This is a genomic window from Streptomyces silvisoli, from assembly GCF_029269905.1.
GTDB classification, from domain to species: Bacteria; Actinomycetota; Actinomycetes; order Streptomycetales; family Streptomycetaceae; genus Streptantibioticus_A; species Streptantibioticus_A silvisoli_A.
Window position 1 is genome coordinate 323,581 of the sequence record NZ_JARJBC010000006.1, and the last position, 6,363, is coordinate 329,943.

Annotated in this window: 6 protein-coding genes; all 6 read left to right on the forward strand. The window is 69.5% G+C overall.

Features of this window, described 5'->3' with window-relative positions; genetic code table 11:
• Positions 1-9: 9 nt before the first annotated feature.
• The 6 genes from P3G67_RS13165 (at position 10) to P3G67_RS13190 (ending at position 6,122) form a co-directional block, all read left to right on the forward strand.
• Entirely contained in the window at positions 10-177 is a 168-nt protein-coding gene (locus P3G67_RS13165; protein WP_276093622.1) for a hypothetical protein, read from the forward strand.
• On the forward strand, positions 174-836 hold the full coding sequence (locus P3G67_RS13170) for a plasmid mobilization protein (RefSeq protein ID WP_276093623.1): 663 nt from the start codon (positions 174-176) through the stop codon (positions 834-836). Before P3G67_RS13165 ends, P3G67_RS13170 begins: the two co-directional genes overlap by 4 nt.
• Entirely contained in the window at positions 833-2,560 is a 1,728-nt protein-coding gene (locus P3G67_RS13175) for a relaxase/mobilization nuclease domain-containing protein (RefSeq protein WP_276093624.1), read from the forward strand. The genes P3G67_RS13170 and P3G67_RS13175 overlap by 4 nt, the downstream gene beginning before the upstream one ends.
• A gap of 81 nt (positions 2,561-2,641) precedes the next feature.
• The gene (locus P3G67_RS13180; protein WP_276093625.1) at positions 2,642-3,088 is read left to right on the forward strand and encodes a hypothetical protein; all 447 of its coding nucleotides are present in this window, start codon (positions 2,642-2,644) and stop codon (positions 3,086-3,088) included.
• 98 nt (positions 3,089-3,186) lie between these two features.
• Positions 3,187-3,885, forward strand: a complete 699-nt coding sequence (locus P3G67_RS13185; RefSeq protein WP_276093626.1) for a hypothetical protein — start codon at positions 3,187-3,189, stop codon at positions 3,883-3,885.
• Positions 3,886-4,463: 578 nt separating this feature from the next.
• A complete protein-coding gene (locus P3G67_RS13190; protein ID WP_276093627.1) occupies positions 4,464-6,122 on the forward strand; it encodes an alpha-L-fucosidase in 1,659 nt (552 codons plus the stop codon).
• Positions 6,123-6,363: the final 241 nt, after the last annotated feature.

Below are 6,363 nucleotides of genomic sequence, written 5' to 3' on the forward strand. Positions count from 1 at the left end.
GACGTGCTGGTGCGCCAGCAACTCCTGCACGCAGCAGTCCTGGCGCCGAACGGCCAGTGGCTGGTCCAGGACCGCGCCGAATCACCCGTCCGCGTCCTTACCGGCCCGGCCGCCATGGTCGACCTGGCCGCCCAGATCCAGCACCGCATACGCACCACGAGGAACCGCACCCGATGACGAACCCGACGACAAGCCCCACCCCCGCGCCGGGTGAGCCGGAAACCAACTCGACCTCAGCGCGAGCAAGTTATCGCAAGAGCATTGCTCCCGCCGGAAGCAATGCTCTTGCCTCTCCCGCCCCAGGAGCGGCGGGAGCGGACCGGCACCAGGGGGTGCCGGTCCACCCTGATGCGGCCGAGGGCGGACCGCATCAGGAAGGGGACCAGCAGCACACCTGCCACACCGCGCACTGCACGCACGCTGCACCGCCGAAGCCGCACGTGCGCCAGCGTGAGCGCCTGCGCGACGAGAACAAGCGCATGCACCAGCCCAGCTGCCGCATGAACGACGACGAGTACCAGCTCCTCGTCCACGCCGCGTCCACCTGCCGCATGAGCATCGCCAGCTTCCTCGCCCACGCCGCCCTCAACGCCGCCCGCAATCTCAATCGCACCGCCGCCGAGATCGCCACCGAACGCGAAGTGCTCACCGAGCTGTTCGCCGTGCGCCGGCACCTCGGCCAGATCGGCAACAACCTCAACCAGGTGGCCAAGGCCACCAACGCCGGCACCGACGTCCCACACACCCACGCCGTCCTCGACGCCGTGCACCGCGCCGCGAAGCGAGTGGAAACCTTCACCCAGCGCTACCTCGACGAGCAGAGCCACGCCGCATGATCCCCAGAGTCCACAAGCGCGGCACCCGGACCATCGGACTGCTCTACTACCTGTACGGGCCCGGCACGCACGAGGAACACGTCGACCCCCACCTCGTGGCGGCCTGGGACCCCCTCGCCCCCGACCCCGGCCGCGACCCGCAGGCCACGTACGCGGACCTCCAACGGCTCCTCGACCAGCCGGTCGAGGCCCTCGCCAAGCGCCAACGCCCGGCCAAGCACGTCTGGCACCTGTCGGTCCGCGCGGCACCAGAGGACCCCGTGCTCTCCGACGAGCGATGGGGCGAGATCGCCCGGCGCATGGTCGCGGCCACCGGCATCGCCCCCGACGGCGACGATGCCGGCTGCCGGTGGGCGGCTGTCCGCCACGCCGACGACCACATTCACATCGTCGCCACTCTCGTCCGCGAAGACGGCCGCAGGCCCCGCCTGAACAACGACGCGGGCCGCGCCCAGGCCGAAGCCCGTCTCATCGAGGCCGAGTTCGGTCTTAAGCGGCTCAATGTCGGGGACGGGACCGCCGCCCAGCGACCCACCAGCGCCGAACGCCACAAGGCAGAACGGCAGAAGCGGGAGCGCACCCCGCGCGAAGAGCTGCGGGAGACCGTGCGCCGTGCCGTCGCTGGCGCCAGCGGCGAGGCGGAGTTCTTCGACCGGCTGGCCGCCGCCGGCCTGCTGATCCGGCGTCGCATCGCCCCCTCCGGTGACCTGCTGGGCTACACCGTCGCGCTGCCCGACGACCGCAACAAGGAGGGCAAGCCCATCGTCTATTCGGGGTCCAAGCTCGCCCCCGATCTCTCCCTGCCGCGCATCCGTGAGCGGTGGTCCGAGACCGCCGATCCGGGCCACAGCAGTGACGTGCCCGCAGACCGCTCCTCCCGCCCGTCGCCGAGCAGCCCAGGTACGGCACGGCGCAGGGCCGCCTCGGCTGTCTGGCAAGCGGTGCTGGTCATCGACCACGGCGACGACGCGCAGGTCGCCGCGCACATCGCGGCGGCGGGCGAGGTCCTCGACGCGCTCGCCAAGACCTCGGCCGCGCACACCCGGCGTGAACTGCGAGAAGCGGCCTGGGCGTTCGAGCGGGCCTCGCGCTCCCACGTCCGGGCCGAGCGCGGTCACGACCGAGCCCTGCGGCAGGCTGCCCGCGATCTTGTCTACAGCGGGCCGGCGCTCGGCCGCGGGGAGGACGGAGCGACCACGGCAATGCTGATCGACATGGCGTTCTTCCTGGTCACCGCCGCCGCCCACTGGCACGCCAAGAAGGAGCACGCCCAGCAGGCTGCTGCCGCTCGCCAGGCCGCCGAGCACCTGCGCGCCGCCTACCTGGCCGCCGCACCCGTGCCCCTGGGCGTGCTGTACCAGCGCGGTCGTCGGCTGTCGCAGCCCCTGCGGCAGAAGCAAGTCGCCTACCTGCGCCAGTCGGTGCCCGAGCTGGCCGAGCAGATCCTGGTCGAGCCGGGCTGGTACGCCCTGGCGGCCACGCTCGCCGACGCCGAGAGCGCCGGCCATGACCCGGCCGCGCTCCTGGCCGAGGCCGCCGGCCGCCGGGAGCTGGACACCGCGGAGTCGGTCAGCGACGTGCTGGTGTGGCGGCTGCGGCGCATGGCCGATCTGCCCGCCGACGCCTCCGCGATGCCCGAGCACGACGCCACCACGTCCACGGCCAACCGCAGTGCCGCACGGCCTTCGAGGAGCCGCAACGACCGGCCGGGCAAGGCCCGCTGATTCAACAATTCCAGAGTTGCAGCAGGTCAGAGACGTGGGGCACTGTCCTGATGCCCGCAAGACGACCCAGAAGGAGGCGGCATGTTCCGACGCGCTCGTGCAGACCGCGAGTTCCGTGAGGCCCAGCGTGCCGGCCAGGCGATGCTGGCTACGCCTACCGAGTGGCCGCTGCCCGAAACGCCCGGGCCGCTGGCCGAGGCAGCCCCGGCCGCGCCGGAGACGGCGGTGGTACCCGACTTCCTGCCGCCGGACTTCCGCGCGCCGTCCCGTCAGGACTTCTCCGGGTTCATGATGCGCTGGGACTCCCCGCTCGTCATCGACGGGGAGGTCCGCGAGTGCCCCGAGTGCGGCGCGTACCGGAACTGGATCGTCTTCAACATGCGCGACGACACGATCTGGCTCCGCTGCCGAGCCGGCCACGAGACGAAGGAGACCGGCCTGGACACGGCCTGGTACAACCGCAACTCCGGCCCGGTCGACCACTTCCACCCCACCCTGGAGGACGGCCTGCGCCACCTCGGCCACTAAACCCCCCGAAACCCCTCACCCCTACCCCTACGTATCGCCGGCGCCCGGAGGGCCGGCCCGGTCAGACCGTCCGCTCCGCAGCCACTTAGGGGTTTCACATGCGCCTTCCCACCACGACCATCCTCAGCCTGAGCGTCCTGGCCGCCCTGACCCTGGCAGGCTGCTCAGGCGGCAGCACCCCCGCCGGCGCCCCGGCATCTTCTCCCTTGGCGCCTGCGCACCAGGAGGGCAAGAACGCCACGGCGCCGGCGCCGCTGACCTCGGCCGCGCTGAGCGAGCGGCTCCTGAACGAGGATGACCTGGGCGAGGGCTACACCCGCAAGGCGCCAAGTCCCGCGCAGCACGACGACGTCACCGTGACCGGCTGCCCCGCGCTGGAAACGCTCGGCGGCGACGCCGCGGCCGGCGGCAGCCTCAACTTCCCCCGCCAGGCGAAGGCGTCCTTCACCTACGCGGGCGGCAGCGACTCCGAGGTGTCCGAGGAGCTGTACAGCGACACCGCGGAGAAGCTCTCCGGGGGCGTGGGCCGGATCTTTGCAGCGATGACCTCGTGCTCCACGTACCAGGTGCTCGTCGGCACTACGCCCATAACCGTCACGGCCCAGAAGGTGCCCTCGGCTCAGCTGGGCGACGAGCGGTGGAGCCAGCTGCTCACCTTCACCGCCGACGGACGCAGCAGCGTCGTCAAGCAGACGGCCGTGCGCACCGGAACGGTCGTCGTGGTGGTCTCGGGCTCCTCCGCGCTGGTCGACGCCAACGTGGAGAGGGCACTCGCCAAGGCTCGCACCGGGCACTGACCCGCTGACGCGCAAGAGCCCTGCCAGGACTTCCTGGCAGGGCTCTTGCGCATGACACACCCGGCGCGCCCATCGGGGAACCGACGAATTGCGGCTCGTGGGGTGACGGAATGCACGGGGCGGGTCAGTCGGCCGGCCTGCCGCCGCGGGTTCGTCGGCGCTTGAGCCGTGCTGGGTTCCCAGACTGGGAACGCGGGACCTGTTCGGGGATCTTGGGTCGTTCCTGGAGGGTGAACTCGGTGGCCAGCGCCAGGACCCGGCGGGCCTCCTCGGTAGTGGTGGAGGACTGGTCGCACTGCGTGGCTGCTGTGGTCGTCGTATCCCCTCGCTGGGCGTCTCGTTGAGCTGAACGAGTGTTCCGGGTGGGCAGAGGAGCACGGGTGCGCTCGGCTTCGCGATGCACCGCTTGCGGTCACCTGGGTTACTGCTCCCTGCACACCCTTCAACCGCACGAAAAGGATCTGCTCATGTACTTAACCGGCAGACGGAAGCTGGCGGGCTTGATCATTCCGCTGGTCTTGCTGATGGCCGTCCTCGTGACGCCCTTCCAGACGCAACGGGCCTACGCGGACGATGGAATGACCAACATTCTCGACCACAAGTACGGCCTCTTCGTCCACTACGTGCCCGACGGCCACACGGTGAACTCCAGCGGCGCGGTCGTCAACGACCCCAACGCTCTGGCGAACAGCTTCGACGCGAACGGGTTCGCCAACGATCTGGCCGCCGCGAAGGTGCAGTACGTCATCTTCACCGCCTGGCACTCCCACATGGTGACCCTCTACCCGAGCCAGAAGATGCTGGACTGGGGCCTGCCCAACCACCGTGTCGACCGCGACCTCATCGCAGACATGATCACCGCGGTCAAGGCCAAAGGCATCCACGTCTACCTCTACACCCATCCGCGCGACGGCATGGAGTTCAGCGACGCGGACAAGCAGAAGACCGGCTGGGGCACACAGCCTCCGCCGGCCGGGCAGCCCTGGAACCCGGGAGCGGACTTCGACCGCCCCCGATGGAACGCGTTCATCGACGACATCTACCAGGAGCTGATGCAGCGATACGGGGCACGCATCGACGGCCTGTACATGGACGAGGGAAGCCCCCAAGGCAACAGCCAGACCGTCATCGACTACCCCCGGCTGCGCAACACGATCAAAGCGGTCAACCCGCGCGCCGTCCTCATCCAGAACAACTACGGCAACCTGTACGGCCTGGACAAAGGCATGAAGGAGTACTTCGGCCAAGCGGAGTTCGCGCAGACCAACGGAGACCTGTGGCCCGGCTACGCCGAGCCCGTGGCGGCGACCCTGCGGGGAACCGAAACTTCCTGGTGGGCATCGCAGACCGGTGGCTCCATCAAGTACACCCCACAGAGCATGTTCCGCTACACCGTCCTGCAGGCGGCCACCAACAGCGACGGCGGCGGCATGGCCTGGGCGGCCGGCCCCTACGCCGGCGGCGGCTGGGAACCCGGCGTCATGCCGGCACTGCAACAGGTCGGTACCTGGATCGACCAGATCAAGCAGTCCGTCCTCGGCACCCGACCCAGCACCTCCTATCCCACCAAGCCCGGCACCCGCATCGCCGACCTGCCCTGGGGCGTAGCAACCAAGTCACCTGACGACCGCACCGAGTACCTCCACGTGCTCAAGCCGCCCGCCGGACACACCCTCACCCTTCCGCTGCCTCAGGACGGCAAAGTCTTTTCAGCAGCCTCTCTGGTCAAGGACGGCACGCCGGTAACGCTCAGCCAGAACATCAACCGAGTGAGGCTCACCATTCCAGGCTCCTGGGACGCCAACGACACCGCGATCAAACTGACCGTCTCCAGCCGTTCCGGACCCGTCGCCCTCTACCGCTGTTACAGCCCCAGCACCAGCGACCACCTGGTGACCACCGACTCCGGTTGCGAGGACCCCAGCCGCTACTCCCTCGAAGGCCCCCTCGGCTACGTCTACCGAAGCCAGGCCGCGGGCACCGTCGCCCTCTACCGCTGCTTCAGCCCCAGCACCAGCGACCACCTCGTGACCACCGACTCCGGTTGCGAGGACCCGAGCCGCTACTCCTTCGAGGGTCCCCTCGGCTACGTCTACCGCGGCCAGGTCGCGGGCACCGTTCCCCTCTACCGCTGTTTCAGCCCCAGCACCGGCCATCACCTGATGACCACTGATTCCGGTTGCGAGGACCCGAGCCGCTACTCCTTGGAGGGTCCCCTCGGCTACGTCATCGACTGAACCAGGCGAACGCGCCTGATATGAAAGGTCGAGTAAGTCCGTGATGTGACAGGCTGGCCGAGGGCTACCCTCGGGCCCCGGCCAGCCGGAACGGACAGCGCATGACGTGCAACGACTAGCCTCGCTCTTTCGCTTCACGTGGGATGTCGGTGTTGTCCGTCAACTTGTGGGCGTTCGGGCCGGTGTCGTGGTCTGGGCCTGCCGAAGGCCCGACGCGGTGGCCGGGGTCTCCGAAGTCCTT